The organism is Kitasatospora sp. NBC_01266, assembly GCF_036242395.1.
GTDB lineage: Bacteria > Actinomycetota > Actinomycetes > Streptomycetales > Streptomycetaceae > Kitasatospora.
This window is the reverse complement of record NZ_CP108458.1, coordinates 1,931,530-1,956,509: the sequence shown is the minus strand read 5'-3', so window position 1 is coordinate 1,956,509 and position 24,980 is coordinate 1,931,530. Positions and strand designations below refer to the sequence as shown.

Annotated in this window: 20 protein-coding genes; 12 read left to right on the top strand and 8 right to left on the bottom strand. The window is 72.7% G+C overall.

Features of this window, described 5'->3' with window-relative positions:
• Window positions 1-54 precede the first annotated feature (54 nt).
• Entirely contained in the window at window positions 55-1,512 is a 1,458-nt protein-coding gene (locus tag OG403_RS07980; protein WP_329562632.1) for an aminopeptidase P family protein, read from the bottom strand.
• 302 nt (window positions 1,513-1,814) lie between these two features.
• Here OG403_RS07980 and OG403_RS07975 point away from each other — a divergent pair, with 302 nt between their 5' ends.
• The 7 genes from OG403_RS07975 to OG403_RS07945 all read left to right on the top strand — a co-directional run bounded on the left by OG403_RS07975 (window position 1,815) and on the right by OG403_RS07945 (window position 10,645).
• Window positions 1,815-3,548, top strand: coding sequence for an ABC transporter substrate-binding protein (locus OG403_RS07975; RefSeq protein WP_329562631.1), 1,734 nt, complete (start codon window positions 1,815-1,817; stop codon window positions 3,546-3,548).
• 16 nt (window positions 3,549-3,564) lie between these two features.
• Entirely contained in the window at window positions 3,565-4,515 is a 951-nt protein-coding gene (locus tag OG403_RS07970; protein ID WP_329562630.1) for an ABC transporter permease, read from the top strand.
• Entirely contained in the window at window positions 4,512-5,501 is a 990-nt protein-coding gene (locus OG403_RS07965; RefSeq protein ID WP_329562628.1) for an ABC transporter permease, read from the top strand. Before OG403_RS07970 ends, OG403_RS07965 begins: the two co-directional genes overlap by 4 nt.
• On the top strand, window positions 5,498-6,478 hold the full coding sequence (locus tag OG403_RS07960; protein ID WP_329562626.1) for an ABC transporter ATP-binding protein: 981 nt from the start codon (window positions 5,498-5,500) through the stop codon (window positions 6,476-6,478). Before OG403_RS07965 ends, OG403_RS07960 begins: the two co-directional genes overlap by 4 nt.
• A complete protein-coding gene (locus OG403_RS07955; protein ID WP_329562625.1) occupies window positions 6,475-7,458 on the top strand; it encodes an ABC transporter ATP-binding protein in 984 nt (327 codons plus the stop codon). Before OG403_RS07960 ends, OG403_RS07955 begins: the two co-directional genes overlap by 4 nt.
• 75 nt (window positions 7,459-7,533) lie before the next feature.
• Window positions 7,534-9,306, top strand: a complete 1,773-nt coding sequence (locus OG403_RS07950) for a glycoside hydrolase family 36 protein (protein ID WP_329562623.1) — start codon at window positions 7,534-7,536, stop codon at window positions 9,304-9,306.
• A gap of 4 nt (window positions 9,307-9,310) precedes the next feature.
• Window positions 9,311-10,645, top strand: a complete 1,335-nt coding sequence (locus OG403_RS07945) for an aminotransferase class V-fold PLP-dependent enzyme (RefSeq protein WP_329562621.1) — start codon at window positions 9,311-9,313, stop codon at window positions 10,643-10,645.
• On the opposite strand, the gene OG403_RS07940 is transcribed toward OG403_RS07945, so the two are convergent.
• Window positions 10,614-10,988, bottom strand: coding sequence for a hypothetical protein (locus OG403_RS07940; protein ID WP_329562619.1), 375 nt, complete (start codon window positions 10,986-10,988; stop codon window positions 10,614-10,616). The genes OG403_RS07945 and OG403_RS07940 overlap by 32 nt on opposite strands.
• Window positions 10,989-11,310: 322 nt before the next feature.
• Here OG403_RS07940 and OG403_RS07935 point away from each other — a divergent pair, with 322 nt between their 5' ends.
• Window positions 11,311-14,154, top strand: coding sequence for a DEAD/DEAH box helicase (locus OG403_RS07935; protein WP_329562617.1), 2,844 nt, complete (start codon window positions 11,311-11,313; stop codon window positions 14,152-14,154).
• A gap of 168 nt (window positions 14,155-14,322) precedes the next feature.
• On the top strand, window positions 14,323-15,576 hold the full coding sequence (locus OG403_RS07930) for a cytochrome P450 family protein (RefSeq protein WP_329562615.1): 1,254 nt from the start codon (window positions 14,323-14,325) through the stop codon (window positions 15,574-15,576).
• Window positions 15,577-15,593: 17 nt separating this feature from the next.
• Here the strand turns inward: OG403_RS07930 and OG403_RS07925 are convergent, their stop codons facing one another.
• The 3 genes from OG403_RS07925 to OG403_RS07915 all read right to left on the bottom strand — a co-directional run bounded on the left by OG403_RS07925 (window position 15,594) and on the right by OG403_RS07915 (window position 18,089).
• Window positions 15,594-15,944: a MazG-like family protein gene (locus tag OG403_RS07925; protein WP_329562614.1), complete on the bottom strand. Its 351-nt coding sequence runs from the start codon at window positions 15,942-15,944 to the stop codon at window positions 15,594-15,596.
• 79 nt (window positions 15,945-16,023) lie between these two features.
• Window positions 16,024-17,406, bottom strand: a complete 1,383-nt coding sequence (locus OG403_RS07920; protein WP_329562613.1) for a sensor histidine kinase — start codon at window positions 17,404-17,406, stop codon at window positions 16,024-16,026.
• Entirely contained in the window at window positions 17,403-18,089 is a 687-nt protein-coding gene (locus tag OG403_RS07915) for a response regulator transcription factor (RefSeq protein WP_329562611.1), read from the bottom strand. Before OG403_RS07915 ends, OG403_RS07920 begins: the two co-directional genes overlap by 4 nt.
• Window positions 18,090-18,154: 65 nt before the next feature.
• Between OG403_RS07915 and OG403_RS07910 the strand changes: the two genes are divergently transcribed.
• The gene (locus tag OG403_RS07910) at window positions 18,155-19,375 is read left to right on the top strand and encodes a UDP-N-acetylglucosamine--N-acetylmuramyl-(pentapeptide) pyrophosphoryl-undecaprenol N-acetylglucosamine transferase (RefSeq protein ID WP_329562609.1); all 1,221 of its coding nucleotides are present in this window, start codon (window positions 18,155-18,157) and stop codon (window positions 19,373-19,375) included.
• Window positions 19,372-20,382 (top strand): SDR family NAD(P)-dependent oxidoreductase, encoded by a 1,011-nt coding sequence (locus OG403_RS07905; RefSeq protein WP_329562608.1) that lies wholly within the window; start codon window positions 19,372-19,374, stop codon window positions 20,380-20,382. Before OG403_RS07910 ends, OG403_RS07905 begins: the two co-directional genes overlap by 4 nt.
• Before the next feature lie 20 nt (window positions 20,383-20,402).
• On the opposite strand, the gene OG403_RS07900 is transcribed toward OG403_RS07905, so the two are convergent.
• From OG403_RS07900 to OG403_RS07890, 3 genes are read right to left on the bottom strand one after another with little or no spacing between them, the layout of a single operon-like run.
• Window positions 20,403-21,332 carry a 5'-3' exonuclease gene (locus OG403_RS07900; RefSeq protein ID WP_329572173.1) on the bottom strand — a complete coding sequence of 310 codons (930 nt, stop codon included), beginning with the start codon at window positions 21,330-21,332 and terminating at the stop codon, window positions 20,403-20,405.
• 55 nt (window positions 21,333-21,387) lie between these two features.
• Window positions 21,388-22,239 (bottom strand): PhzF family phenazine biosynthesis protein, encoded by an 852-nt coding sequence (locus OG403_RS07895; protein WP_329562606.1) that lies wholly within the window; start codon window positions 22,237-22,239, stop codon window positions 21,388-21,390.
• 47 nt (window positions 22,240-22,286) lie between these two features.
• The gene (locus tag OG403_RS07890; protein ID WP_329562604.1) at window positions 22,287-23,411 is read right to left on the bottom strand and encodes a cation diffusion facilitator family transporter; all 1,125 of its coding nucleotides are present in this window, start codon (window positions 23,409-23,411) and stop codon (window positions 22,287-22,289) included.
• Window positions 23,412-23,631: 220 nt separating this feature from the next.
• Between OG403_RS07890 and OG403_RS07885 the strand changes: the two genes are divergently transcribed.
• Entirely contained in the window at window positions 23,632-24,897 is a 1,266-nt protein-coding gene (locus tag OG403_RS07885) for a DUF2510 domain-containing protein (RefSeq protein WP_329562602.1), read from the top strand.
• Window positions 24,898-24,980 lie beyond the last annotated feature (83 nt).

Sequence of the window (24,980 nt, the reverse complement as noted above, 5' to 3'; positions counted from 1 at the left end):
CCGGCGCCCGGCCGCCGGCCCGGATCGACCGGGGGACCGCCCCGGCCCCCGCCGTCACCCGAGCAGCGTCCCCATCCACTCCTCGATCCCGGCCACCGTGCGCGGCAGCGCGCTCGACATCAGGCGGGCGCCGTCCTCGGTGATCACCAGGTCGTCCTCGATCCGCACCCCGATCCCGCGCAGTTCCATCGGCAGCGTCAGATCGTCCCGCTGCAGGTAGAGGCCGGGTTCGACGGTCAGTACCTGCCCGACCTCCAGCACCCCGTCCAGGTAGGTGCCGGCCCGCGCCTTCGCGCAGTCGTGCATGTCCAGACCCAGCATGTGCCCGCTGCTGCAGAGCGTGTAGCGCCGGTAGAGCCCGCTGCCCGGGCGCAGCGCCTCTTCGGCCGGGATCCGCAGCACGCCCCAGTCGGCCAGGCCCTCGGCCAGCACCACCATCGCCGCCTCGTGGAAGTCGCGGTAGCGGGCGCCGGGGCGCAGCGCCGCGATGCCCGCCTGCTGGGCGGCCAGCACCAGTTCGTAGACCTGGCGCTGCACCGGGGAGAAGGTGCCGCTGAGCGGCAGCGTGCGGGTGATGTCGGCGGTGTAGAGCGTGTCGGTCTCCACGCCGGCGTCCAGCAGCAGCAGTTGACTCGGGTCGAGCGCGCCGTTGTTGCGGATCCAGTGCAGCACGCCGGCGTGGGCGCCGGAGGCCACGATGCTCTCGTAGCCGATGCCGTTGCCCTCGGCGCGGGCGCGCAGGTTGAAGACGCCCTCGAGCCAGCGTTCCCCGCGCCGGTGGCGCAGCGCGGCGGGCAGTGCGCGCACCACGTCCTCGAAGGCCAGCGTGGTGCTGTCGACGGCCAGTTGCAGCTGCTCGATCTCCCAGGCGTCCTTGATCAGTCGCAACTCTCCTAGCACAGCGGCCAGTTCGGCGTCGGCTACGCCGTCACCAGCGCCGTCGACCAGGTCGTCGACCACCGGGTCGACCCCGCCCAGCACCCGCTGGGCGCCCCGGCGCAGGCTCAGCACCTTCTCCAGGGCGTCCGAGTGCTCGGTGCGCAGGCCGGTCAGCTGGGCCGCCTCGCCCAGGTCGGGGCGCCGGCCGGCCCAGAACTCGCCGTACCGCCGGTCTCGGTAGAACTCGTCGCTGACCCCGTCGCGCGGCGCGCGCGGTCGCAGGTAGAGCACCGGCTCATGGCCCTGGCCGCCGTCCGGCTCCAGCACCAGCACGTTGCCGACCTGCTCCTCGCCGGTCAGGCCGGTGAGCCAGGCGAAGGCGCTGTGCGGGCGGAAGCGGTAGTCGACGTCGTTGGTGCGCACCTTGAGCTGACCGGCCGGCACGATCAGCCGCTCACCGGGGAAGGCGGCGGAGAGCCGGGCCCGGCGGGCCGGCATCACCCGGTGGCCGGGGACCCTGGCCTCTTCGGGCAGCGGGGTGGGAGCCCAGGAGGTGCCCATGAAGGCGGCGAGGGCGGCGGAGATGGGCTGGTCGTGGCTCCCGGTGTTGGCGGAGGGGATCGGTCGGGTCACGGGTCGGCTCCTTCGGCGGCCTGGTGGCGGTGCGGTCGGCCTGCGCTGGCGCGGGGCCGGGCTGGGCAGGTGCGGCACTGCGGTGGCTCGGTCTCAGGGGCGCCGAGCTGCGCTGATCTCGTTGCGGTGAACGGAGGTTGACGCCCCGTTCGGACACATCTGGGTAACGGGACGGTCAACCCCTTGCCTGTGCAATTTCACATTACTATGTTACTCGTCACACCTCGGACGAGGCCAGCCCCAACGCCCCGGCCGCCATCGCGCCACCCACACAGTGCGCCAGTACCCCCTGCGGAGAGCACATGACCAGGCGTACCCACGCCGCCCTCGCGGCAGCGATAGCGGCGACCCTCACCCTTGCCCTCGGGGCCTGTTCGAGCACCGGAAGCGGTTCCGGTGCGGACGAGAAGAGCCTCACCACGGCGGGCGACGGCATCGTCGGCGGCACCCCGGTGCGCGGCGGCACCCTGCACGTGCTGGCCGACCAGGACTTCTCCGACCTCGACCCGACCCGCAACTGGGTCGAGCCGGAGATGGACTTCGGCATCCGCTACCTCTACCGCACGCTGACCACCTTCAAGGCCGAACCGGGCTCGGGCGGCCTGCAGATCGTCCCGGACCTGGCCACCGACCTGGGCGAGCCGAGCGACGGCGACCGGACCTGGACCTTCCACCTCAAGGACGGCCTCAAGTACGAGGACGGCTCGCCGATCGTCGCCGACGACATCAAGTACAACGTGGAGCGCTCGTTCTCGCCGGATCTGCCCGGCGGCCCGGACTACGCCAAGATGTACCTCAACGCGCCCGCCGACTACCAGGGGCCGCTGCACGGCCAGCGCCTGGGCCCCTCGGCGATCGAGGTGCCGGACGCCAAGACCATCATCTTCCATCTCAAGCGCCCGGTGGCCGAGTTCGGCTACACCGTCACGCTGCCCACCTTCGCGCCGGTGCCGATCGCCAAGGACACCGGCGTCAACTACGCCAACCACCCGTTCTCGTCCGGGCCTTACAAGATCCAGAGTTACGACCGGGGCAAGCAACTGGTGCTGGTGCGCAACCCGTACTGGGACGCGGCCACCGACCCGGTCCGCAAGGCCTACCCCGACAAGATCGTGGTGGACCAGACGCTGAGCTCCACCAACGTCGCCGACCGGATGATCGCCGACCAGAACGAGGACCAGGACGCCATCTCCTACGCGGACCTCGACCCGTCCAAGGTCAGCAGCGTGATCACCGATCCGACGGTCAGGTCCCGCCTGGTCAGCGAGAACTCCAACTGCGACGCGCTGCTGGACATGGACACCAGCAAGCCGCCGTTCAACAACCAGAACCTGCGGCTCGCGGTCGAGTACGCGGTCGACAAGAGCGCCTACCAGGCGGCCGCCGGCGGCCCGGCGCTGGCCGACATCGCCACCACCTACCTGCCGCCGGAGCTCACCGGCGGCTCCTCGGTGGACCACTTCAAGATCCCGCCGGGCGGCGACCTGGACAAGGCCAAGCAGTACCTGGCGGCCGGTGGTTCGCCGGGCGGCTTCTCCACCACCCTGACCGTGGCCAACACCGAGGAGCAGCGCGCCGAGTCGCTGCAGGCCTCGCTCAAGCGGGTCGGCATCAACGTCACCATCAACGCGGTGGACCCCTCGGTCGCCTACTCGGTGGAAGGCAACAAGAACACCCAGACCGGTCTCTCGCTGGCGGGTTGGTGCCCCGACTATCCGTCGGCCGCCACCTTCCTGCCGATGATGTTCGACAGCCGGATCATCAGCGACGTCGGCAACCAGGGCAACATCACCCGCTTCACCGACCCGTCGGTGGACGCCGAGATGGACCGGATCGCCGGCCTGACCGACGTCAACGCGGCCAACCAGGCCTGGCAGGCGCTGGACGCCAAGATCATGGACGAGGCGCCCGCCATCCCGCTCGCCTGGCAGAAGAAGCCGCTGCTGGTCGGCTCCAACATCGCCGGGGCGTTCGGCGCACCGGTCTGGTCGGCGCAGATCGACTACGCCACCGTCGGCCTCAAGTCGTTGAAGTGAGACGGGGTTCCCACGGATGACCGCCGCACTCCGCACTGACGGACCGGTTGAACTGACGGACACTCAGGAACGCCTCTCCCCATGGAAGTTGACCTGGCGCCGACTGCGCCGTGACAAGGCCGCGCTGTTCGGCCTGGGCCTGATCGCCTTCTTCGTGCTGGCCGCGCTGCTGGCCCCGGTGCTCACCGCGATCAGCGGCCACGGCCCGGCCGCCACCGACGAGAACGCCATCGACCCCTACCTCGGCGGGCTGCCGCGCGGCAGCCTGGGCGGGATGAGCCCCTCGCACTGGCTGGGTGTCGAGCCGATGCTCGGCCGCGACATCTTCGCCCGGCTGCTCTACGGCGCCCGGGTCAGCCTGCTGGTCGCCTTCAGCGCCGCCGTGCTGATCACCGTGATCGGCGTGCTGCTCGGCAGCACGGCCGGCTACTTCGGCGGCCGGGTGGACGCGGTGATCAGCCGGTTCATGGACATCATGATGTCCTTCCCGAGCCTGATCTTCATGATCGCGCTGCTCTCGGTGGTGCAGAACGCCAACCGGGTGCTGCTGCTGATCCTGGTGATGACCCTCTTCACCTGGCCCTACATCGCCCGGGTGATCCGCGGCCAGACCATCTCGCTGCGGCACCGCGAGTACATCGAGGCGGCCCGCGCCAGCGGCACCGGCAGCGCCCGGATCCTGCTCACCGAGATCCTGCCCAACCTGACCGGCACCGTCATCGTCTACCTGACGCTGGCCATCCCGAACCTGATCGGCGCCGAGGCCGGCCTGACCTACCTGGGCGTCGGGGTCCGCCCGCCGACCCCCTCCTGGGGCCAGATGATCTCCGACTCGGTGCTCTACTACAAGGTCGACCCGATGTTCTTCGTGCTGCCGTGCGCCTGCCTCTTCCTGCTGGTGCTGGCCTTCACCCTGCTCGGCGACGCGCTGCGCGACGCCCTGGACCCGAAGGGCGGGCGCGGATGATCGGCTACCTGATCCGTCGACTGCTGGGCATCGTGGCCACCCTGCTGGTGATCTGCGCGGTCACCTTCGTCATCTTCTACCTGCTGCCCACCGACCCGGCGGTGATGTTCTGCGGCAAGGACTGCCCGCCCGACCGGGTCGCCGAGGTGCGCCAGCAGATGGGCCTGAACGCCCCGCTGGTGGTGCAGTTCGCCCGCTACGTGCTGGCCATCTTCGCCGGCCGCACCATGGGCACCGGGCAGTACGCGGTGCACTGCGGCTTCCCGTGCTTCGGGTACTCCTTCCAGAGCGGGGCGCCGGTCTGGAGCCTGATCATGAACCGGCTGCCCACCAGCGTCTCGCTGGCGATCGGCGCGGCCGTGGTCTGGGTGCTGCTGGGCCTGGGCGTCGGCGTGATCTCCGCGCTGCGCAAGAACAGCTGGGTAGACCGCACCCTGATGGTCGCCACCATCGGTGCGGCCGCGGTGCCGGTCTACTTCACCGCGATGATCCTGCTCTACGTGGTGGTCGTGCTGCTCGGCTGGCTGCCCTTCCCGAGCTATGTCGCCTTCGGCTCCGATCCGGTGGGCTGGGTGCAGAACCTGATCCTGCCGTGGATCACCCTGGCGCTGGCCACCGCGGCGATGTACGCCCGGATGACCCGAAGTTCGGTGATCGAGACGCTCGCCGAGCCGTTCGTGCGCACCGCGCGGGCCAAGGGGCTGCGCGAGCGCAGGGTGGTCGGCAAGCACGGGCTGCGCCCGGCGCTGACGGCGGTGGCCACCATGCTCGGCATGGACCTGGGCTCGCTGCTGGCCGGCGCGATGATCACCGAGACGCTGTTCAGCTTGCCGGGCGTCGGCAAGCTCTTCGCCGACTCCCTGCACAAGGCGGACCAGCCGGTGGTGATGGGCATCACGCTGCTGGCCTCCTTCTTCATCGTCACTTCCAATCTGGTCGTGGACCTGCTCTACGCCTGGATCGACCCGAGAGCGAGGCTTTCGTGACGCTGCTTCAGGTCCGCGACCTCGCGGTCGAGTTCAACACCGCCGAAGGGCTGGTGCGCGCGGTCAAGGGCGTCGACTTCGACGTGGAGCGCGGCCGCACCCTGGGAATCGTCGGCGAGTCGGGCTCCGGCAAGTCGGTCACCTCGCTGGCCGTGATGGGCCTGCACCGAGGGGCCGAGGTCACCGGCTCGGTCGACTTCGACGGCACCGAGCTGATCGGCGCCCCCGAGGAGACGCTGCGCCGGCTGCGCGGCCGGCGGATGGCGATGATCTTCCAGGACGCGCTCACCGCCCTGCACCCGTACTTCACCGTCGGCGACCAGATCGCCGAGGCGCACCGGGAGCACTTCGGCTCCAGCCGCAAGGTCGCCCGGGCCCGCGCGGTGGAGGTGCTCGGCGACGTCGGGATCCCCGAACCGGCCCGCCGGGCGCGGGAGTACCCGCACCAGTTCTCCGGCGGCATGCGCCAGCGCGCGATGATCGCGCTCGCGCTCTCCTGCGAGCCCGAGCTGATCATCGCCGACGAGCCGACCACCGCCCTGGACGTCACCGTCCAGGCCCAGGTGCTCGACCTGCTGATGAGGCTCAAGGACGAGCGGGGACTGGGGATCATCATGATCACCCACGACCTCGGGGTGATCGCCCGGGTGGCCGACCAGGTGCTGGTGATGTACGGCGGCTCGGCGGTCGAACAGGCGGGTGCCGAGGCGCTCTTCGGCGCGCCCCGGCACCCCTACACCCAGGGCCTGCTGGACTCGCTGCCGCGCCTGGACGGCAGCGAGGAGCAGGCGTTGCGGGCCATTCCGGGCTCACCGCCCTCGCTGCTGGCGCCGCCGCGCGGCTGCGCCTTCCACCCGCGCTGCCCGCGGTACGCGGCCGATCCGCGGCCCGCCTGCACCGACGCCCTGCCCCCGCTGCTCCAGGTGGCCCCCGACGGCCACCGCAGCGCCTGCGTCCACTCGGAGGTGGCGGCATGACGGATCCGGTGCTCACTGTAAGGGACTTGAGGATGACCTTCCCGGGCGGCCGGGACGGGCTGCACCGGCGGCCCGGGGTCAGGGCGGTGGACGGGATCGGCTTCCAGGTGCGGGCGGGCGAGACGCTCGGTCTGGTCGGCGAGTCGGGCTGCGGCAAGTCCACCACCGGGCGGATGCTGGTGCGCCTGCTCGATCCGACGGGTGGTCAGGTCGAGTTCCAGGGACAGGACATCACCCGGCTCGGACAGCGCGCGCTGCGCCCGCTGCGCGGCAAGCTGCAGATCATCTTCCAGGACCCGTTCGCCTCGCTGAACCCGCGGCAGACGGTCCAGCAGATCATTTCGGCGCCGCTGCGCGCGCAGGGGATGGCGGCGGACCGGATCCGGCGCGAAGTACGGGACCTGGTAGGGCTGGTGGGCCTGGCCCCCGAGCACCTGGACCGCTATCCGTTCCAGTTCTCCGGCGGCCAGGCGCAGCGGATCGGGATCGCCCGGGCGCTGGCCACCCGGCCCGCGCTGGTGGTCGCCGACGAGCCGGTCTCGGCGCTGGACGTCTCGATCCAGGCCCAGATCGTCGGCCTGCTGGAGCGGCTGCAGCGGGAGTTGGGGGTGGCGTACCTGTTCATCGCCCACGACCTGGCGGTGGTCAAGCACATCAGCCACCGGGTCGCGGTGATGTACCTGGGCCGGATCGTCGAGATCGGCGACAAAGCCCAGGTGTACGGCGACCCCGCGCACCCCTACACCAAGGCGCTGCTCTCCGCCGTGCCGCTGCCGGACCCGGCGGCCGAGCGGGCCCGGGAGCGGATCGTGCTGCTCGGCGACCCGCCGAGCCCGGCCGACCCGCCCAGCGGCTGCACCTTCCACCCGCGCTGCCCGAAGGCGCAGTCGATCTGCCGCACCGAGGCGCCGCTGCTGCGGCTGGCGGGACCCGGCCGCGCGGACGTGGCCTGCCACTTCCCCGAGAACGCGGCGCCCTAGACCCCCGGTCGGGCGGGGCGGGGAACCTGTCGAGGGCCCCGTCCGACCGGGAACCACCATGGAAAGGCGAGAGTTGTGTCCCCTCTGAACTGGGACGGCAGTGCGCCGAGCTCGGGGCGCACCGAGAGTGTGCGGGAACTGACCACCGGGGTACCGGGGTTGCGGCTGCGGGTGACCGCGATCGGGGCACCGGACGTGGCGGTGCGGGTCGGCGGCGGCGAGCGGCTGCTGCTGGTCGAGGCCGAGCCGGTCGGCGAGCGGGCCGCCCGGGTGCGGGTCGAGTGGCGGCTGCCGAGCGTCGGCGCCACCGGCCTGTGGCGTCCGCACACCGACTCCCGCTGGCTGCCGCCCTCCTGGAGCAAGCCCCGGGTGGCCGACCTGGCCGCCGGGGCGCCGATCGGCAGCCTGATCGGCGCCGGTGACGCGGCGCTGTGCACCTTCGCGGTCGGTGAGTTGCTGCTGCCGGTGACCATCGGCGAGGGGGCGGTGGAGGAGACCGGCGAGTTCGTCTGGTGGGTGGAGCACCAGGTGGACGGTGCTCCGCTGCGCCTGCGGCTTGATCTGACGGGACGTCACTTCGCCGACACGATAGCTGAGATGGTCCAGTGGTGGGGTGGCAGCCGGTCGCCGGTGCCCGAGGCCGCGTTCGAGCCGGTCTTCTGCACCTGGTACGTCCGCCACCTGGAGATCACCGCCGCCGAGGTCGAGCGGCTGGCCGCGCTCGCCGCTCCGCTGGGGTTCGGCGCGATGATCGTCGACGACGGCTGGCAGACCGACGAGACCACGCGTTCCTACGCCACCACCGGCGACTGGCAGCCGGCGCCAGGTCCGTTCCCGGACTTCGCCGCGCACCTGGCCCGGGTGCGCGAGCTCGGCCTGGCCTACCTGCTCTGGGTCGCGCTGCCCTTCGCCGGTGAGCGCAGCGCGGCCGGGCAGCGGTTCGCCGACCGGCGGCTGGCCTACCTGGAGGAGCTGGAGACCTCGGTGCTCGACCCGGCCGACCCCGAGGTGCGCGCGCACCTGATCGAGCGGTTGGCGGCCCTGGTCGAGGTCTACGGCGCGGACGGACTGAAGATCGATTTCATCGACACCTTCGCCCGGTACGCCACCGACCGGGCGGCGGTCGCCCAGGGCCTGGGGGCGCTGCTGGCCGACCTGGACGCGCGGCTGCGCGGGCCGCGCCCCGGGCTGCTGATCGAGCACCGCCAGCCGTACGTGGGGCCGGGGCTGTGGCCGTACGCGACCATGGTGCGGGCCACCGACTGCCCGCACAACGCGGTGGAGAACCGGGTGCGCACCGCCGATCTACGGCTCACCGCCGGGCCGTTGGCGGTGCACGCCGACCCGCTCACCTGGCATCCGGACGAGCAGCCGGTGGAGATCGCGGTGCTGCTCCAGTCGGTGCTCTTCGCCACCGTCCAGGTCTCGGTGGACCTCGGCGCGCAGCGTGACGAGCAGTTGGCGGTGCTGCGGTTCTGGCTCTCGGTGATGCGCGAGCACGTGGAGCTGCTGCAGCGCGGCGGGTTCCGGCCGCACCGGCCCGAGTTGGGCTACCCGCTGCTGGCGGCCGACCGCGGCGGTGAACTCGCCTTCGGGCGGTACGCGCCGGTGCCGATCGCCGTCACCGGTGCCTGGCGGCTGCTGCTGGTGGCCAACGCCGACCCCGATCCGCTGGTGCGGCTGGAGTTCGACCGGCCGCCGGGCCCGGTGCGGCTGCTGGTCCAGGACTGCGCGGGCGGCACCGTGGCGGCGGCGACGGTGGCCGTGCCCGGTGCGGAACTGGTGGTCACGGTGCCGCGCGGCGGCCTGCTGACCCTTGTGCCGGGCGACCTTCCCGGGCGAGGGTGATCCGGTGACCGCCAACCCGACCGCTGAGCCGACCACCAACCCGACCGCCGAGCCGACCGCTGACCTGTCCGCCGACCTGTCCGCCGACCCGACCGCGGCGGACGCCCCCGCCCCCATCCCCGGTGCCGCCGAGCTGTTCGCGCTCGACCCCGCGCTCGCGCACCTCAACCACGGCTCCTACGGCGCCGTGCCGAGCCCGGTCCGTGCCGCCCAGGAGGCGTTCCGGATCGAACAGGAGGCCGACCCGGACGGCTTCTTCCTCGCGCTGCCCGAGCGGGTCGCGGCGGCCCGTACCGTGATCGCCCCGGTGCTGGGCGCCGATCCGGCCGGGCTGGCGCTGCTGGGCAACGTGACCGAGGCCGTCGCGGTGGCGCTGGACAGCGTCCCGTTCCGGCCCGGTGACGAGATCCTGGTGACCGACCACGGCTACGGCGTGGTCACCCGGGCCGCCGAGCGCCGGGCCGCCGAGTGCGGTGCCACCGTGCGGCTGGTCCGGCTGCCGCTGGAGCAGGCGGACCCGGCCCCCGCCGTGCTCGCGGCCGTCACCGGGCGCACCAGGGTGGCGCTGCTGGACCGGATCACCTCGCCCACCGCCCGCGAGATCGCCACGCCGGCGCTGCTGCGGGCGCTCGCCGCGCAGGGGGTGGTGACCATGGTGGACGCCGCGCACGCCCCCGGAATGCTCCCGCCCGACCGGGAAGTCGGCGGGGCCGACCTCCGGCGCCCCGACCGCAGCGGGCCCGATACCTACCGGCCCGATACCTACCGGCCTGATACCTACTGGCCCGACTTCTGGTTCGGCAACCTGCACAAGTGGGCCTTCGCGCCCCGGCCCACCGCCGTCCTCGCGGTCAGCGAGGCCTGGCGCGAGCGGGTCCGGCCGCTGACCTACTCCTGGGAGCACGAGCGCGGCTTCCCGTTCAACGTCGAGTGGCGCGGCACCGCCGACTACACCGGGTGGCTGGCCGCCCCCACCGGGCTGCGGGTGCTGGACGGGCTGGGGGCGGACCGGGTGCGCGAGCACAACGCGCGACTGGCCCGCTACGGGCAGCGGCTGCTCACCGAGCTGGCCGGACTGCCGCCGCTGCCGGGCGGTGCGGGCCTGGCGATGCGGGCGGTGCGGCTGCCCGCCACGGTGGCCGAGGACGAACCGGCGACGCGGGCGCTGATGGGCGCGATCCGGGAGCGGCTGGGCGCGCGGGTCGCGGTGCGGCCGTGGGCGGGCGGCGGGGTGCTGCGGATCAGCGCGCAGGTCTACAACCGCGCCGAGGAGTACGAGAAGCTCGCGGCCGGCCTCGCCGAACTGCTCAGATCTCCAGGGCTGCCTCGATCATCTTGAGCTGGTGGCGGGCCATCGCCAGGTTGGAGCGGTTGCGGGTGAGCGCCAGGTAGAGGAAGAGCCCGCGGCCGCCCGGCCGGGTCAGCGGCCGGATCAGGTGGTACTGGTTGCTCAGCGTGATCAGGATGTCCTCGATCTCGTTGTCGTGCAGATTGAGCATCTCCATGGTGCGCATCTTGGCCCGCACCACGTCGGTGTTGCCCGCCGCCGCCACGTTCAGGTCCAGCTCGGGGCTGTCGCCCAGCGCGCCGAGCGCCATCCCGCTGCCGTAGTCGACCAGGGCGACGCCGATCGCGCCCTCGATGCCGATCGCTTCCTTGAGCGAGGTGTCCACGTTCGCCATGTCTGTGCCCCTCCGGGTGACCAGGTCTCTGTGCCGATCTCTGGGAGCGACTGTAGGGATGGCGGCAACGCTCGGTTGACGAATGATCACAGCTGAACGAAGGGAGTCGTACTTGATCGATCAGGACCACGAGTGATCGAGCAAGGTCGGGAAAAGGGTGCGATCAATGTCAGCCCTGCCGGGTAATCTCAGGCTGAGATGCTGGAACACCACACCGACCAGACCAGTTGCGCGCCCCGTTCGGCCCAGCGCCGCGGAGCCGGGCCGCAGCCGCAGGCGTCACCGTCTGCGACCCACTACACGGGAAGAAGAGGTGACGCCGATGAGCAGCGCCCTGTCCGATGACGACGCGATGAGCCCCGCCGAGGCGTACGCGGCCTCCCGCCGCCGTGCCAAGGAGCAGGCCACCGCCCTGTACGGCTTCCGGGAGCTGTACGACTTCCCGCTCGACGAGTTCCAGCTGGAGGCCTGCCGGACGCTGGAGGAGGGCCAGGGCGTCCTGGTCGCCGCACCGACCGGCTCCGGCAAGACCATCGTGGGCGAGTTCGCGGTCCACCTGGCCCTGGCGGCCGGCCGCAAGTGCTTCTACACCACCCCGATCAAGGCCCTGTCGAACCAGAAGTACGCCGACCTGGTCAAGCGCTACGGCGCCGCCAAGGTCGGCCTGCTGACCGGCGACAACTCGGTCAACGGCGACGCGCCCGTGGTGGTGATGACCACCGAGGTGCTGCGCAACATGCTCTACGCGAACTCGCACACCCTGGACGGCCTCGGCTACGTGGTGATGGACGAGGTGCACTACCTCGCCGACCGGTTCCGCGGCGCGGTCTGGGAGGAGGTGATCATCCACCTGCCCGAGTCCGTCACCCTGGTCTCGCTCTCCGCCACCGTCTCCAACGCCGAGGAGTTCGGCGACTGGCTGGACACCGTGCGCGGCGGCGTCAAGGTGATCGTCTCCGAGCACCGCCCGGTGCCGCTCTGGCAGCACGTCATGGCCGGCAACCGGATGTACGACCTGTTCTCCGACCCGGACGTGGACGGCCGCCCCAAGTTCAGCCAGAAGAACCCGGCCAAGGCGGTCAACCCCGAGCTGGTCCGCCTCGCCCGCAGCGAGGCCGACCGCAACCCGCGCTTCGCCGGGCGCGGGCGCGGCCGATCGATCTCGACCGGTCGCCCCGGGCGGGTCTGGACCCCGGGCCGGGTCGACGTGATCGACCGGCTGGACGCCGAGGGCCTGCTGCCCGCGATCACCTTCATCTTCAGCCGGGCGGGCTGCGAGGCCGCCGTCCAGCAGGTGCTCGGCTCCGGGCTGCGGCTCAACACCGAGCAGGAGCGGATGCAGGTGCGGGCCATCGTGGAGGACCGCTGCGCCGCGATCCCCGACGAGGACCTGCACGTGCTCGGCTACTTCGAGTGGCTGGACGCGCTGGAGCGCGGGGTGGCCGCGCACCACGCCGGCATGCTGCCCCGGTTCAAGGAGGTGGTCGAGGAGCTCTTCCTGAAGGGCCTGGTCAAGGCCGTCTTCGCGACCGAGACGCTGGCGCTGGGCATCAACATGCCGGCCCGTTCGGTGGTGCTGGAGAAGCTGGTCAAGTGGAACGGCGAGATGCACGCCGACATCACCCCCGGTGAGTACACCCAGCTCACCGGCCGGGCCGGGCGGCGCGGCATCGACATCGAGGGCCACGCGGTGGTGCTCTGGCAGCGCGGCCTGGACCCGGAGGCACTGGCCGGGCTGGCGGGCACCCGCACCTACCCGCTGCGCTCCTCCTTCAAGCCCTCCTACAACATGGCCGTCAACCTGGTCGGCCAGTTCGGGCGGCACCGCTCGCGCGAACTCCTGGAGACCTCCTTCGCGCAGTTCCAGGCGGACCGCTCGGTGGTCGGCATCTCCCGGCAGGTGCAGCGCAACGAGGAGGGCCTGGACGGCTACCGCGAGGCGATGACCTGTCACCTCGGCGACTTCCAGGAGTACATGGAGCTGCGCCGGGAGCTGAAGGACCGGGAGAACGAGCTGGCCCGCGAGGGCACCAGCCAGCGCCGGGCGGCGGCGGTCGAGTCGATCGAGGCGCTGAAGCCGGGCGACGTGATCCACGTGCCGACCGGGAAGTTCGCCGGGCTGGCGCTGGTCATCGACCCGGGGCTGCCGCCGGTCAGCCGCAACGGGCGCGGCAGCACCCGCCACCCCGACTATCAGGACGGCCCGCGCCCGGTGGTGCTCACCGCCGAGCGGCAGGTCAAGCGGCTGGCGATGATCGACTTCCCGTATCCGGTGGTCGCCATCGAGCGGGTGAAGATCCCCAAGTCCTTCAACCCGCGCAGCCCGCAGTCCCGCCGCGACCTGGCCTCGGCGCTGCGGACCAAGGCCGGCCACCTGGAGCCCGAGCGCTTCCGCAAGGGCCGGGCCGCCGCCGCCGACGACCCGCAGATCGCCCGGCTGCGCACCGATCTGCGCCAGCACCCCTGCCACGGCTGCGACGACCGGGAGAACCACGCCCGCTGGGCCGAGCGCTACCAGCGGCTGCACCGCGACACCGAGCAGCTGTCCCGCAAGATGCGCTCGCGCACCCACACCATCGCGCGCACCTTCGACCGGGTCTGCGGGCTGCTCACCGACCTCGGCTACCTGGTCGGCGACACCGTGACCGACGACGGCAAGCGGCTCGGCCGGCTCTACGGCGAGCTCGACCTGCTCGCCTCCGAGTGCATCCGCGAGGGCGTCTGGCAGGACCTGGCCGCCGCCGAACTCGCCGCCTGCGCCTCGGCGTTGGTCTACGAGTCCCGGCAGGCCGACGACGCGGCCACGCCCCGGCTGCCGGAGGGCGGCGCCAAGGAGGCGCTGGGCCGGATGGTCCGGATCTGGGGCCACCTGGACGCGCTGGAGGAGCAGCACCGGATCAACACCGCCGAGGGCGTCGGCCAGCGCGAACCCGACCTGGGCTTCGCCTGGGTCGCCTACCGCTGGGCGCTGGGCCACAGCCTGGACGCGGTGCTGCGCGACGCCGAGATGCCGGCCGGCGACTTCGTGCGCTGGACCAAGCAACTGATCGACGTGCTCGGCCAGATCCAGGACGCGGCCGGTGAGGACGCCAAGCTGCGCGCCACCGCCCGCAAGGCGGTGGAGGCGCTGCGGCGCGGGATCATCGCGTACTCCTCGGTGGCCTGACGCGGTCAACGCCGTGACGGGGACAACGCCCTGACGCGGTCACCCTGACGCGGTCAACACGCAAGCGGCGCCGGTCGGATGACCGGCGCCGCCGGCGCGTCCGCGGCCCGCCCGGCAGCATGCGCGGGCCCTCTGGTCAGCCCCGCGCACCGCACGTATGGTGCGCGCATGGAGACCTCCGAGACGCTGACCGCCATCCCGCTCGACGTGTTCGGCCAGGCGCAGCACCAGGAGAACGCCCGGCTGCGCGCCCTGGGGCCGGTGGCCCTGGTGGAGCTGCCGGGCGGCGTACCGGCCTGGGCGGTGACGCACCATCAGGCGCTGCAGGACCTGCTGGCCGACCCCCGGGTGGGCAAGGACCCGCGGCACTGGAGCCAGTACGCCGAGGGCCGGGTGCCGGCCGACTGGCCGCTGATCGGCTTCGTCAACGTGCCCGGCATGATCACCACGGACGGCACCGAGCACCGGCGGCTGCGCGCCCTGGTCGGGCAGGCCCTGACGCCCCGTCGGGTCGAAGTCCTGCGACCGCGGATCGAGGCGCTGGCCGAACGGCTGCTCGCCGAACTGGGCGGCGATCTGGGCGGTGAACCGGGAGGCGAGCCGGGCGACTCCCGGGGCGGCGAGTTCGAGCTGCGCGCCGCCTTCGCCTACCCGCTGCCGATGCAGGTGATCGGCGAGCTGCTCGGCCTGCCGCCGGCCGACCAGGACACCCTGCACGAGCTGTGCGACACCCTGATCAGCAGCTCGGCCGAGCCCGGCCGGGCGCTCGCCGCCCAGCAGGCCCTGTTCGCGCTGCTCGGCTCGCTGGCCGCCCGCAAGCGCGAGCAGCCCGGGGACGACCTGACCAGCGCGCTGATCGCGGCCCGCGAGTCGAACGACGCGCTGAGCGAGCAGGAGGTGGTCGCCACGCTGATGCTGACGCTGGTGGCCGGCCACGAGACCACGCTCAACCTGATCACCAACGCGGTCCGGGCGCTGCTCGCCGACCCGGCGCTGCGGGCCCGGGTGACGGCGGGCGAGGTCGACTGGTCGGCCGTGGTGGAGGAGACGCTGCGCCACGACTCCCCGGTCGGCCAGTTCCCGCTGCGCTACGCGATCGAGGACATAGCGGTCGGCGACGTGCTGATCCGGCGCGGCGAGGCGTTGCTCGCCTCCTACGCGGCGGCCGGGCGCGACGGCGGCCACTTCGCGGACGCCGACACCTTCGACGCCGATCGCGGGCCGGTCCGCCACCTCTCCTTCGGCCACGGCCCGCACTTCTGCCTGGGTGCTGGCCTGGCCCGGCTGGAGGCCGAGACGGCGCTGCGCACGCTCTTCGCCCGCTTCCCTGGCCTGCGGCTCGCCGGGCGGGCGGCGGCGCCGACGCCGATCGCCTCGTTCACCAGCAACAGCGTGCGGGAACTGTGGCTGATGGCCGGCTGAACCGGCTGACGCGGCCGTCACGGCTGGTCGGTGACGGCCCCCGGCAGCTCCCTGGCGTGGGCGAGGGAGCGTTCGTGGATGCTCCGGATCTTGCCGGCCAGATGCTGCTCGGGGTCCGGCGTGAACCCGTGCAGCGCGACCATCGCGGTCACGATCACGTCGCACAGCTCGTCCGCCACCTGCTGCTCCGTGTGCGTCACGCCCTTGCGCGGGTTCTGGCCCTGCAGGCCGATGTACGCCTGCACCACCTCGCCGGCCTCCTCGGTCAGCTTCATCACCCGCATCGCCCGCTCGTGCGGACCGGTGCCGTTGGCCTGGTCGAGCCAGGCCACGAGTTGGCGGATCGTCTGCCAGTCGGCGGTGCTCATGCTGCTGCTCTTCCTGGAGGACGGCGGCCTCGGCGCCGCCACGTGATGCTACAACGGGCGGCTCCGCCGGTCGCGGTGCTCAGCCCGGCGCGGGCAGGACCAGCCGGAAGAGCGCCCCGCCGCCGGGGGCCGGTTCGGCGGTCAGGACGGCGCCGTGGGCGTGCGCGATCTGCCGGGCCATCGCCAGGCCGAGGCCGGAGCCGGGCAGCGCCCGGGCCGCGGAGGCGCGGTAGAAGCGGTCGAAGACGTGCGGGAGGTCCTCTGGCGCGATGCCGGGGCCGTGGTCGCGCACGGTGAGCCGCAGGTCGGCCGTCAGCACGACCTCGACCTCGCCGCCGGGCGGGCTGAACTTCGCGGCGTTGTCCAACAGGTTGGTGACCAGCCGGGCCAGCCGGGCCGGAACACCAGCGACGGTGTGCTCGCCCGCCTGGTCGAGCAGCGAGAAGGCGATCGCGGGCCAGTGGTCCCGGGCGGCGGCCACGCAGTGGGTGACCACGGCGCCGAAGTGCACCTGCTCGATCAGGGGTTGCGGCTCCTCGTCGCGGGCCAGCTCGATCAGGTCGTTCACCAATCCGGTCACCTCGCGCAGCTGGCGCTGCAACGCCGTTGCCGCGCGGTCCTGCTGAGCAGGCGTCAGGCGGTCCACCCGGGCGAGCAGTTCGGCGTTGGTGCGCAGCGCGGTGAGCGGGGTGCGCAACTCGTGGGAGGCGTCGGCGACCAGTCGCCGCTGGGCGGCGACCGACTGCTCCAGCTCGCCCAGCATGGTGTTGAAACTGGCGGCCAGCCGGGTCAGTTCGTCCTCCCGGCGGCCCGGGGGCAGCTCGATCCGCAGGCCGGCGTCGCGGGTGGTGGCGATCCGCTCGGCGGTCGTGGTCAGCCGGGTGATCGGCATCAGGCCGGTGCGGGCGACCGTGTAGCCGAGGGCCGCGGCCAGCAGCACGCCCGCCGCGGCCACCGCGACCATCAACTCGCCGGCCTGGCGCACGCCGTCCTCGGCGGCGTCCGAGCGCAGCGCGACCTGCACGGCCTGGTGCGTGCCGGGTGGCGCGGCGCCCATCGGCGTGGTCAGCATCCGGGCCGGGTGGCCGCTGATGGTGATGTCGGAGTAGTAGCCGGCGCGCTGTCCGGCGGCCACCTGGCGGGTGGCCCCGGTGACCGGCAGCAGGTAGGGGGTCGACGGGTCCTTGGCGGGGTCGGCCGGCACGATCTGGGTGCAGGCCGGGGCGGCCAGGAAGCCGCACTCGCCGCGGATGGTCTGCGGTGGCTGGTTGCGGTACTCCTGCTGGATCGCGGTGGACTGCTGGGTCAGGCTCAGGTTGAGCTGGTGCAGGAGTTCGTAGCGGACGATGGAGAAGGCCGCCGCGCAGACCCCGAGGGCGACCAGCGCGACCGCGGCCGTGCAGGCCAGCGCCAGCCGGGTGCGCAGCGGCCGGCGGCGGCGCCAGCGCGCGTGCGCCCTCACTGCTCGCCCAGCCGGTAGCCCACGCCGTGCACGGTGTGCACCAGTCGCGGCTCGCCGCCGGCCTCCAGCTTGCGGCGCAGGTAACTGACGTACACCGCGAGCGAGTTGGAATCCGGGCCGAAGTCGCCGCCCCAGACCAGCTCCATGATTAGCTCGCGTGGCAGGACCTGCCCGGGGTGCCGCAGCAGCACCTCGAGCAGGGCGAACTCGGTCCGGGAGAACTCCAGTGACCGGCCGCCGCGGCTGCCGGTGCGGGTCAGCGGGTCCACCGTCAGGTCGGCGAACCTGGTGCCGAGGTCGTCCCCGGCGGGGGCGGTGCGGCGCAGCAGCGCGCGCAGCCGGGCGGTCAGCTCGTCGAGGGCGAACGGCTTGACCAGGTAGTCGTCGGCGCCCGCGTCCAGCCCGTCGACCCGGTCGCTCACCGAGTCGCGGGCGGTCAGCACCAGGATCGGGGTGCGGTCGCCCAGCGCCCGCAGCCGCCGGCAGACCGCGAGGCCGTCGAGTACCGGCATCATCAGGTCCAGGACCATGGCGTCCGGCTGCCAGTCGGCCAGCTCGCTCAGTGCCGCCAGCCCGTCGGCGGCTCCGCGCACGGCGTAGCCCTCGACCGCCAGGGCGTCCGCCACGGCGGCCCGCACCTCTGGGTCGTCATCGACGACCAGCACCCTCAGTCCGTTGCTCATGAGGACAAGCCTCCCAAATCGGGCTCTGATAACTCTCTTAATCCAGCCGCGCAGGCTGCGGTGCCATGAGAACGGAACACGGGAACCAACCCCTGTCAGTGGTGATCGGCGCCGGTGGGACCGGTGGCCACATCTACCCGGGTCTCGCCCTGGCCGAGGCGCTGCGCCGGGCCGACCCGAGCGCGGTGATCTCGTTCGTGGGCACCGAGCGCGGTCTGGAGACCAGACTGATCCCCGCCGCCGGCTACCGGCTGCACACGGTGGACATGATCCCGTTCGACGCCGCCCTCGGCCTGCGCCGCTATCTGCTGCCCGCCGCGCTGCTGCGCTCGGGCCGCCAGTGCCAGGAGATCCTGCGGGCCGAGGGCGCGCAGGTCGCGGTCGGGATGGGCGGCTACCCCAGCGCGCCGGTGATCGTCGGCGCCCGGCTCGCCAAGCTGCCCAGCGTGGTGCACGAGTCGAACGCTGTACCCGGGCGGGCCAACCGCTTCGCGGTCAGGCTCACCCCGCACGTCGCGCTCGCCTTCGACCGCACCAGGGCGCACCTGCCGGCCGGCCTGGCGGCGGAGACCGTCGGCATGCCGCTGGTCGGCGCGGTGGCCGGCCTGGACCGCGCCGCGCTGCGCGCCGAGGCCCGCCGGCAGCTCGGCGTGCCGCAGGACGTGCGGCTGGTGGTGTTCAACGGCGGCAGCCTCGGCGCCGCCCGGCTGACCGCCGCCGCCGTCGAGCTGGCCCGGCGCTGGTGGTACCGGAGTGACGTGCGGCTGCTGGTCAAGACCGGCCCCGCCGCGCTCGACCAGGTCAGGGCGGCCCTGGACGGCAGCCCGACCGCCACCGCCGTGGCCTACCTGGACCGGATGGACCTCGCCTACGCGGCGGCCGACCTGATGGTCTGCCGGGCCGGCTCGGCCACCGTGGCGGAACTGGCGAGCACCCGGATGCCCGCCGTCCTGGTCCCGTACCCGCACGCTCCGCACGACCACCAGACCCACAACGCCCGGGTGCTCACCGACGCCGGTGCCGGCCTGCTGCTGCCGGACGGCGAGTGCAGCGGCGACCGGCTGGCCCAGCTCCTCGAACCGCTGCTCGCCGACCCGGGGCTGCTGCACGCGATGAGCCGCGCCGCCGAACCGGGCAGCCACGCCCGGGCCGCCGACCTGCTGGCCGCCAAGGTCCTGCGCACCATCGGCCGGCTCCCGCAGCCGCACCACCCACCCGCCGGATCGCCGTGGCACCCGGCCGCGCCGACCGAGAACCCGCACACCGAAGCACGGAGGATCGCATGAACGACTCGACCACCGCCCGGGACTGGACCGGCCGTACGGTGCTCGTCACCGGCGCGGAGGGCTTCATCGGCAGCACCCTGGTCGACCTGCTGGTCGAACGCGGCGCCCGGGTAAGGGCGTTGGTGCACTACAAGCCGTACGCCGAACGCGGCTACCTGGCCCGCTACCTCACCGACCCGGACCAGCCCGTGCAGATGCTCGCCGGTGACGTCCGCGACCCGGGGCGGGTGCAGGACGCGGTGGCGGGTTGCGACACCGTCTTCCACCTCGCCGCGCTGATCGGCATCCCCTACAGCTACCAGGCCCCCGAGGCGTACGTGCAGACCAACGTGGTCGGCACCCAGAACGTGGCCGCCGCCTGCCTGCGCTACGGCGCCCGGCTGATCCACACCTCCACCAGCGAGGTCTACGGCACCGCGATCACCGCCCCGATCAGCGAGCGGCACCCGCTCCAGCCGCAGTCGCCGTACTCCGCCTCGAAGATCGGCGCGGACATGGCGGCACTCTCTTACTGGCACGCCTTCGAGCTGCCGGTCTCGGTGGTCCGCCCGTTCAACACCTACGGCCCTCGGCAGTCCGCCCGCGCGGTGATCCCCACCGTGCTGGCCCAACTGCACGCCGGAGCAAGCGAAGTGCGGCTCGGCTCAGTCACCCCCACCCGCGACTTCACCTTCGCCACCGACACCGCCGAGGGCTTCCTCGCCATCGCCCGCGCCGACCGCACACTCGGCGAGGTGGTCAACCTGGGCACCGGCACCGAGGTCTCGATCGGCGACCTGGCCAAGGCCCTGATCGCCGCATCCGGGCGGCAGGCCGAGATCGTGGTGGACCCGACCCGGCTGCGCCCGGGCGGCAGCGAGGTCGAGCGGCTGCTCTCCGACAACACCAAGGCCCGGGCCCTGGCCGGCTGGCAGCCGAAGGTCGAGCTGGCCGAGGGCCTGCGCCGGACCTCCGAGTGGGTCGCCGAGCACCTGCACCTGCTCGACCCCGGCCGCTACCAGGTCTGAGCGGGGCTGCCCGACAGGAACTACGCCCGCGCGAGGGTGTCCAGCAGCCGGGTGAGCGAGGAGCCCAGGCCCCAGCGGTCGGACAGGGTCTCCAGGGTCATCGGGTCGAGGGGTTCCTGCGGCAGCGCCGGGTCGAAGTCCGGCAGCGGGAGGTCGGTGGCGACCCGGACGACGGTGGGAGCCACGTCGAGGTAGGTGGCGGCTTCGAGGAGGTTCTTGCGGCGGGCGGGGGTGAGCTTGGCGAACGGGTCGGCGGCTGCGGCCCGGATACCGGCCAGGTCGCCGAACTGGTGGATGAGCTGGACGGCCGTCTTCTCACCGATGCCCTTGACGCCGGGCAGGCCGTCGCTCGGATCGCCGCGCAGGGCGGCCATGTCGGCGTACTGCGCGCCGGTGACGCCGTACTTCTCGCGCAGTGCGGCCTCGTCGATCAGCTGGGCGGCGCCGACGCCCTTGACGGGATAGACGACTTGGACGCCGCGGGCGTCGTCGACCAGTTGGAAGAGGTCGCGGTCGCCGGTGACGATCCGCACCGGGACAGCTGCCCGGGTGGCCAGGGTGCCGATCACGTCGTCCGCCTCGTAGCCGGGGACGCCGACGCGGGCGATGCCGAGGGCGTCCAGCACCTGCTCGATGATCGGGACCTGGGGGGAGAGGGTGTCCGGGATCTCCTCGGCGTTCGCCGTGCCCTCGGTGCCCGCGGCCGCCTCGGGCTGTTCGGCGGCGAGCCGGTGGGTCTTGTAGGTCGGGATCAGGTCGACCCGCCACTGCGGGCGCCAGTCGGCGTCCATGCAGGCGACCAACTGGTCCGGACGGTGGTCCTGGACCAGCCGGGTGATGAAGTCCAGCAGCCCCCGGACGGCGTTCACCGGAACGCCGTCCGGGGACTTCACGGACTCGGGCACACCGAAGTACGCCCGGAAGTAGAGGCTGGCGGTGTCGAGGAGCATCAGGGTCACGGCCCGATCATCCCGCACCCTGCCGACAATCACCGCCATACGGCCCCTAGTCGGGCAGTCGCACCGCCGCGCCGGATACCCGCACCCGCGGGTCGCCCGCCCGCAGCTCGACGTCGAGCAGGCCGGGGCTGCCCAGGTCGGCACCCTGATGCAGGGTCAGCTCGGCCGCCGGGCCGGTCCCGCCGAGCTCGCGCAGGTAGGCGCCGAACGCGGCGGCCGCCGCGCCGGTGGCCGGGTCCTCCACCACGCCGCCGACCGGGAACGGGTCGCGGACGTGGAAGACGGTGGCCGACTCGCGCCAGACCAGCTGCAGGGTGATCAGGTCACGCTTCGTCATGAAGGCGGCGAGACCGTCGAAGTCGTAGGCCAGGTCGGCCAGCCGCTCCCGGGTGCGGGCGGCCAGCACCAGGTGGCGGGCGCCGGCGTAGGCGATGCGGGTCGGCAGCTGGGGGTCCAACTCGGCGGCGGTCCAGCCGAGCAGGGCCAGCGCCTCGGCCTGGTCGGCCTCGCTGATCTCCAGCACGTGCGGCTCGACGCTGGTCAGGGTGGCCCGCAGCACGCCGTCCGGACCGGCGGTGACGGCCACCGGCACGGTGCCCGCGCCGGTTTCGAAGAGCAGCTCACCCGGGCCGCTCGCGTCGGCCACCGCCACGGCGGCGGCGATGGTGGCGTGGCCGCAGAACGGCACCTCCAGAGTGGGCGCGAAGTACCGCACCCGGTAGGCGCGTTCGCCGCGCGCCGGGTCGGGGGTGAGGAAGGCGGTCTCCGAGTAGCCCAGTTCGGCGGCGATGGCCAGCATCCGCTGGTCGGTCAGACCGGTGGCGTCCAGCACCACACCCGCCTTGTTGCCGCCGGCGGGGTCGGTGGTGAAGGCGGCGTACCGCAGCACAGTTGTCATGATCGTCGGAACGTGACAGGCCTGCGAGTAATTCCGCCAGGGGCGTTCTAGTGTGCGTGCGGTCCGGCGCGGTGCACCGGGCCGTGCGAGTCGGCGCAGTGCTCGGCGGAGAGCGCGTCGGCGGCGTCGGTGATCTGCAGCAGCTGCTGGTCCTCGTCCTCGCCGACGTGGTCCACCTGGAGGGTGGCGTGGGTGATCCGGTACTCCTCGCGCAACCGGCGCTGCAGGTCGCGGCGGACCGCGTGGCAGTCGCCGCCGGGGGAGACCAGGATGTGCGCGGAGAGCGCGGGCTGCCCCGAGGTGATCTCCCAGACGTGCAGGTCGTGGATCTCCTCGACCAGCGGGGTGTCGACCAGGCGGTCGGCCAGCATGTCGGGGTCGACCCCGGCGGGAGCGGCCTCCAGGAAGATCCGGCCGGAGTCCCGGACCAGCCCGATGCCCGCGCGCAGCATCAGCACCACCACGATCAGCGAGGCGATCGCGTCGGCCCGACTGAAGCCGGTGGTCAGCATGATCGCGCCGGCCACCGCGGTGGCGATGAAGGCGTAGAGGTCGGTCAGGATGTGCTGGAAGGCGCCCTCGACGTTGAGCGAGCTGCGGTTGGCCTTCGACATGCACCAGGCGGCGGCGAGGTTGACCACGATCCCGACCAGCGCGGTGACCAGCACCAGGCCGCCCTCGACCTTGGGCGGCGAGATCAGCCGCCCGATGGCCTCGTAGCCCAGCCAGGCGGAGAGCACCAGCAGGGTGACGCCGTTCGCCTGCGCGGAGAGGATCTCGGCGCGCTTGAGGCCGTAGGTGAAACCGCCCCGGGCCGGTTTGGCGGCCAGCCGCATCGCGATCAGGGCCAGCACGATCGAGGCCGCGTCGGTGAGCATGTGCGCGGCGTCCGAGATCAGGGCCAGCGAACTGGCGGCGAATCCGACCACCACCTCGACCGCCATGAACAGGACGATCAGGGTCAGCGCGCTGGTCAGCCAGCGCCGGTCGGCGTCGGCCGCGACCGCGTGCGAGTGGCTGTGACCGCCGTGACCGTGGCCGTGGCCGCCGTGACTCTGCTCACCATGGCCGTGATCACCGTGATCACCGTGGTCGTGCGTGTGCTGCTGCCCGCCGTCGTGGTTGCCGTGGCTGCCGTGGTCGTCGTGCGGGTGGTCGTGGTCGCCGGCCATCGCGGTCGTCTCCTGAACGCCTGGTGTGGTCAAGGACGGATGCCCTGCAAAGAAGTGAACCGTAGATCGGACGAAGATCCAAAGACTGCAGTGGTGACCGTTGTCGTTCCACTTTCGGGCGGCTCCGATCGGGTGCTCTCACCGTAATCTCATGCGAATCGGCCCGATTATGGCGCTCAGTTGATATCGCGTTTATCCGCCTGCCCATACATTTTCTGGTGTGAGCGAAGCGAAGATTCCGGCCGGGTGGTACCCGGACCCGCAGGACACCACCAGTGACCCCCGGCCCGAGCGCTGGTGGGACGGCATCGGCTGGACGGCTACCACCCGTCCCGGCGGCTCGGCCGGCTCGGCCGGCTCGGCCTACTCGGGTGATCCGGGCTACTCGGACGGCTCCGGCGTCTCGGACGTCGAGGAGACGGCCGTGCTGGACGCCACCCGGGTGATCGAGGGCGAGGTGCTGGAGAACGGCGCGGTGCGCTTCCCGGAGGCACCGGACGGCCCAGGGCCGAGCTTCGGCCCCTACGGCGAGCCGCTCCCGCCCAAGCGCCCCTCGGTCCTCCAGCGGATCGGTCGCCGGGTGCTGGTCACCGCGGCCGTGGCCGCTCTGCTCGGCGCGGCCGTCGGCTCCGGCGTCACCTACCTGGCGACGGACCACCACGACTCGCGCGACACTGCGCAGGCGGTCCCGCAGCAGCTGAGCCCCCAGCAGAACGGCACCGGTGGCCACCAGCGGGGCGGCGGCTCGGGCGGCAGCGGCGGCGGTGGTTCGGCCGGCGGTTCCAGCGGCGGGTTCCCGGCGATTCCCGGCTTCCCGGGCGGCGGCAGCGGCGGTAGCGGTGGCAGCGGCGGAGGCAACGGCGGCGGTGGCGGCAGCCTCGGCCAGCCGGGGGTGGCCGCCGACCTGAACACCGGCATTCAGCTGCCGGTCCCGTCCGGCTGGCAGGGTGGCACGGCGTCCGACGGTTCGGCCTTCCTGGCCGTCGGCCCGTACCAGTGCCCGGGTACCAGCGGTGGCAGCGGTGGCAGCGGTGGCAGTGGTGGCGGCAGCGGCAGTGGGGGCGCCGGCGGCGGCAGCAGCCAGTCGTGCACCCTCGGCGGCGTCAACACCGGCCAGATCCAGGGCACCGACCCGCAGGCCGCCGCCAAGCAGGACATCGTGGACGCCGCGAACGCCTCCTACCCGGGCAACACGGCCCACAAGGAGCTGGAGTCCCAGGCGGTCACCGTGGACGGCCGCTCGGGCTACCTGGTGCGCTGGCAGGTCACCGCGGCCCAGGGCAACAACGGCACCGTGGAGTCGGTGGTCTTCCCGTCCTCCGACGGCAAGAGCCTGATCTCGGTGCGGCTCGGCTTCGACATCGCGGCCAAGGCGCCGGCGGTCTCGCAGATGGACACCATCGTCAGCGGGATCACCAACTACTCGGGCCCGACCGGTTCCGGTGGTGGCAGCGCAGGTGGCAGCACCGGCGGCACCAGCGCCTGACGCCGCCCGCGCTCACCGCCCGCCGCCCGCCGCCCCGCCGCCTCCCGAGGCAGCGGGGCGGCGGCGCGGCAACGGGCCTCAGC

Bases quoted from the DNA above. Each gene is read 5' to 3' on its own strand.
- OG403_RS07910 (WP_329562609.1), top strand. From the start codon at position 18,155: ATGAGAACGGAACACGGGAACCAACCCCTGTCAGTGGTGATCGGCGCC.
- OG403_RS07965 (WP_329562628.1), top strand. From the start codon at position 4,512: ATGATCGGCTACCTGATCCGTCGACTGCTGGGCATCGTGGCCACCCTG.
- OG403_RS07900 (WP_329572173.1), bottom strand. From the start codon at position 21,332: ATGCTCCTCGACACCGCCAGCCTCTACTTCCGGGCGTACTTCGGTGTG.
- OG403_RS07955 (WP_329562625.1), top strand. From the start codon at position 6,475: ATGACGGATCCGGTGCTCACTGTAAGGGACTTGAGGATGACCTTCCCG.
- OG403_RS07940 (WP_329562619.1), bottom strand. From the start codon at position 10,988: ATGGCGAACGTGGACACCTCGCTCAAGGAAGCGATCGGCATCGAGGGC.
- OG403_RS07935 (WP_329562617.1), top strand. From the start codon at position 11,311: ATGAGCAGCGCCCTGTCCGATGACGACGCGATGAGCCCCGCCGAGGCG.
- OG403_RS07890 (WP_329562604.1), bottom strand. From the start codon at position 23,411: ATGGCCGGCGACCACGACCACCCGCACGACGACCACGGCAGCCACGGC.
- OG403_RS07930 (WP_329562615.1), top strand. From the start codon at position 14,323: ATGGAGACCTCCGAGACGCTGACCGCCATCCCGCTCGACGTGTTCGGC.
- OG403_RS07975 (WP_329562631.1), top strand. From the start codon at position 1,815: ATGACCAGGCGTACCCACGCCGCCCTCGCGGCAGCGATAGCGGCGACC.
- OG403_RS07905 (WP_329562608.1), top strand. From the start codon at position 19,372: ATGAACGACTCGACCACCGCCCGGGACTGGACCGGCCGTACGGTGCTC.
- OG403_RS07970 (WP_329562630.1), top strand. From the start codon at position 3,565: ATGACCGCCGCACTCCGCACTGACGGACCGGTTGAACTGACGGACACT.
- OG403_RS07895 (WP_329562606.1), bottom strand. From the start codon at position 22,239: ATGACAACTGTGCTGCGGTACGCCGCCTTCACCACCGACCCCGCCGGC.
- OG403_RS07925 (WP_329562614.1), bottom strand. From the start codon at position 15,944: ATGAGCACCGCCGACTGGCAGACGATCCGCCAACTCGTGGCCTGGCTC.
- OG403_RS07915 (WP_329562611.1), bottom strand. From the start codon at position 18,089: ATGAGCAACGGACTGAGGGTGCTGGTCGTCGATGACGACCCAGAGGTG.